Consider the following 3,956-nt stretch of genomic DNA (forward strand, 5'->3'; position numbering starts at 1 on the left):
TTAGAGCCAACGGTTTTGTGTATGATTTCGTTGCGTGTTTAAGCACTAAAGTTAGCAAATAAATCACAGATAGAAAGTCCGCGAGGACTTTCGTAAGTAGGCTATAACTAGCAATGAATTATACACGTTGTTGGCAACTGGCTTTTATTTCGTTCGTTTTATCTTTGGTGGATTTTGTCGAGTATCAAAAACGTCAGCAATTTTTATAAATCCATTTTCCATATCCACAGAATAAATCAGTTTATAGTTTTTGAATATTAAATATCTATAATGAATTTCCCTTTGTTTTAGTAATTCTTCTTCCTGTCCAATTAATGGTGTTTTTATCAACTTTTTAGGTTCGTTGATAATTCCTTTTAGAAGTTTTTTAGCAGTTTGAGGGCTTGCTTTCTTTTTGTAATACTCATAAATTTCGTCAAGTTGAGTTTCAGCAAATTCAGACCAAATAATTTTCAACGTCATTATTCGTACTTGGCTAAGAGTTCAGAACTGCTTTTAAATCGATTGTTTCGAAAGTCAGATTCCGATTTATCAATTCTTTTGTTCAGTTCATCTTGAGTCATAGGTTCGAATATTCGCTCGTCTGAAGTGTTTTTTTCTTTTCTCAAGATATTTTCAAGACGTGAAATAGCCTCTTCACTTTGAAGTTTTAAAAATTCTTTTACAAATTCTATTTTTCGAGCTTCTATATTCATTTTATTCAGCTTTTTATCAAAGATACAAAATTATCAATTTAATCCTCTAATTTTCTTGAATTGACGAATTTCACAGCTTGTTGCCAACGTGTTTGTGTATGGTTAGTTGCGTGATTTAAGCAACTAAGTTAGCAAATAAATCACAGATAGAATATTCCGAAGGAATGTTCGTAAGCAGGCTTAAAACAAGCAATTAATTATACACGGTGTTGTGCGTAGGTTTTATTTTTTATTCAGTTCAAATTTTCCTTTGTCCTTTGGAAAGCTAGAATCATAATCGCCACTAATTTCTGTTCCGTCATCTTTTTTTATTCCATCATATTCTATAAATTGTCCATTTCCAATTGACATTTTAGCTTTAAAAAACCTCCGATTGGATTCAGCATTTTCATTCGGTCGTCTTTTTTGTCCAATGTTATTTCCATTAATATCCGATTCCGAAAAGTTACCTGTCAATTCCACTATCTTATTTTGACCAGGTTTATAAAGACTCCAAAGATTATAGTAAATAAGCGTTTCACTTTTAAATTCCGCATTATTATTATCAGGAATCGTTGTCAGTACTTTTCCACTAACGAGAGCATATTCAGAACTATTCCATTTTCCGTTCCAATTTGATTCCGCAAAGTTTTCAGGAATTGAAGTTCTGTAAATAATTTCGTTTGATATAAACACAACGACAAAGAGAATCAAAATAGATATTAAAATCCGCTTTATTATTTTCAGAAATCTATTTTTCATTCAGAGTTCAGTTTTTTGACTTACGCACAACGTGTTTGTGTATGATTTCGTTAGTGTTTCAGCAACTAAATTAACAAAAGAAAACTTACCAGAGGAAATTCCGAAGGAATTTCCAAGCAAGCTAGCACTAGCAATGAATTATACACGGTGTTGTAGCCAGTTTTTATTTCCGATTTATTATTTGTTCAACGTATTTTTTGTGATTTTCAAATCCGTTATTTTTTGGATTTTCTATATCTATAAATTCATTTAGGCTCGTGTCATAAACTTGCCATTTATATTTTTTTGCTAATTCAATCAGTTCAAAAAGTCCGTTTTCTCCATATAAATTCAGCATTTTTGTTCCTGTTGGTTCGTTATCCACAAAAAAGTCAATCGAAAAATTAGAACCTTTTATTTCTCTATGATTTTTGTCAGATTTAATTTCCGAAAATGACCTTTCCAGAATGTCACTAAATAAAATCGGTTCGAGAATATTCTCATCGAAATCCAAGTCACATGGAATTTTTTCGTTTGAGTTAAATAAAACTATTGACCAACTCATAATTTTATGTAATAAATAATAATTGCAATTAAAATTATAAAAAAGTAGAATAAAACTCCTGCAATTCGAGCAGTATCTGCTTGTTTCATTTTCTTTTTAAATCCAAACCTTTCAAATCGTTCGTATTCAATTTGGTTTGCACTTTTTGAGTTTAAACGAGAGTTAGGATTCACAGGAATTATAAAGAAAGTGAACCATTCCTTATTCGTCAGAGGTTCAGTTTTCCGTTTTTCGGTATTTTTTAATTCTTGGTTCAAATGTTTTTCTCAAATTGGCTACAACGTGATTGTGTATGGTTAGTTGCGTGATTTAAGCAACTAAGTTAGCAAATAAATCACAGATAGAATATTCCGAAGGAATGTTCGTAAGCAGGCTTAAAACAAGCAATTAATTATACACGGTGTTGTGTTTAGTTTTTTATTTCAATGTTTCTTTAATATCCTCAACATCTTTTGTGTTTAACTCAAACCATTCTCCTCTCAATCTTTTTTCGGAATATGTATTATGTAAGGCTTTTTCGATACTATCTGCAATTTTCCTAATTGGAAACTTTTTAGAAGCAATCATTTCTATTGTAGGTTTTTCACTTTGTAATGTGCTTTCTCTATATTCGGGATTGTTAGATATTCCAATTTTGTAGTAATTATTACTTGTATCGTGCATTAAATAAACAAAACAAAAATCAGTTAAAGTTTCTTTAATTGGTTCTTTTTGTTTTAGTTCAGTTGGTTGATATTTAGGTATTGTCTTTTTTACTAATTCAATGTATTCATTGACGAATTTCTTAATAACAATTTGAATATTATTTTTGTTTGGATATAAGTTTTCATCGCTGGTTTCTCCACCTAGAATTTCTCTTTTATCATTGACTAAAGAGATTTTCCATTTTTTAAAATTTGATTTGGAAAACAATTCAAGTTCCGTTAGAGTAATTATTCCTTTGTATTCTAAAGTTTTCTTTACAGAAATTGGATTATTTGCTAATTCAAAAACTATTTGTTCTCCATTTTCGAAGAGAAAACTTACTTTGTCAAATTGTTTAGGCTTTATCTGTTTTGAGTCAAAGTAAAATACAATTTGGTCATTATTGTCTATATAATTGAAACTGAAGATAAAATCCGTTGATAAGTCATCCGATTTTGTTTTAATACCTTTACTATTTGCAAATTTTGAACTGACTTTATTCCATTTGATTATAGTTGAATTAGAGAATTCATCAATTATGATATTTGGTTCATTAATGAATTTTCTGTTTATTCTATCATTATCGTCTTTTTTTATTACATACATTAATTCCTTATTTGGTATATGTAAAGCTTTTTTAAAATATAAATCAATGTAGCCGCTTTTTTCAGATTTATGTATAGTTGTATTGTTATTCACTTTAGCTCCTAACATCACTAATTGGGCATTTCCAATTAATGAATCTGAAAATTGATAAACGTCTTGATTTTCCTTAACTAAACTGCCATCAGCAACTAACCATTTATTGAATGAAGATAATTTACTCTCTGAGAAATATGATTTAAATTCAAAATTTTCAATAGAATTTTCATTTTTATAAACTCCTGATTTGTGAATTTTGAATAATATTTTATCGTTTTTTAAAAGTTCATCTCTATTAAGTGTCCATTCTAAAACACCTGATTTTGTAGCTTTAATTGATGCTCCGTAAAATTTTCCAATCCCAGTACTATCTCCAATACGAATTTTACATATTGGTTCGCCCAAATTAATCCATTCTCCATCTGGTTTATTATATTCATAGAAATAAAAGGATTTTTCTCTGTCTTTTTCGGGATAGTCGAGAAGGTTGAATTCTCCTAATTCTGATTCGGTCGTTTTTTTAGGTTCTGTTTCTGTTACCTGTTCATCCGTTTTTTTCTCCGATTTAAAAAATTTGTTTAAAAAATTCATTTTGTTTCTTGGTTAGTTCGGATTTTGTTTCAAAATTAAACACAACGGTTTTATGTATG

At 29.3% G+C, this 3,956-nt stretch carries 6 protein-coding genes; all 6 read right to left on the bottom strand.

The annotated features are described in order from the left end of the window. Window positions 1-144: 144 nt before the first annotated feature. Window positions 145-462, bottom strand: coding sequence for a type II toxin-antitoxin system RelE/ParE family toxin (locus tag TD29_RS03665; protein ID WP_052466966.1), 318 nt, complete (start codon window positions 460-462; stop codon window positions 145-147). Next, entirely contained in the window at window positions 462-695 is a 234-nt protein-coding gene (locus tag TD29_RS03670; RefSeq protein ID WP_040278988.1) for a hypothetical protein, read from the bottom strand. Before TD29_RS03670 ends, TD29_RS03665 begins: the two co-directional genes overlap by 1 nt. Before the next feature lie 222 nt (window positions 696-917). Next, window positions 918-1,436: a hypothetical protein gene (locus TD29_RS03675; protein ID WP_040278989.1), complete on the bottom strand. Its 519-nt coding sequence runs from the start codon at window positions 1,434-1,436 to the stop codon at window positions 918-920. A gap of 163 nt (window positions 1,437-1,599) precedes the next feature. Further along, on the bottom strand, window positions 1,600-1,980 hold the full coding sequence (locus tag TD29_RS03680) for a hypothetical protein (RefSeq protein WP_040278990.1): 381 nt from the start codon (window positions 1,978-1,980) through the stop codon (window positions 1,600-1,602). After that, entirely contained in the window at window positions 1,977-2,237 is a 261-nt protein-coding gene (locus tag TD29_RS03685) for a hypothetical protein (RefSeq protein ID WP_040278992.1), read from the bottom strand. The genes TD29_RS03680 and TD29_RS03685 overlap by 4 nt, the downstream gene beginning before the upstream one ends. Window positions 2,238-2,397: 160 nt before the next feature. Further along, on the bottom strand, window positions 2,398-3,897 hold the full coding sequence (locus TD29_RS03690; RefSeq protein ID WP_040278993.1) for a GIY-YIG nuclease family protein: 1,500 nt from the start codon (window positions 3,895-3,897) through the stop codon (window positions 2,398-2,400). Window positions 3,898-3,956: the final 59 nt, after the last annotated feature.

The sequence above is a fragment of the Psychroserpens damuponensis genome, from assembly GCF_000826655.1.
Classification (GTDB): domain Bacteria; phylum Bacteroidota; class Bacteroidia; order Flavobacteriales; family Flavobacteriaceae; genus Psychroserpens; species Psychroserpens damuponensis.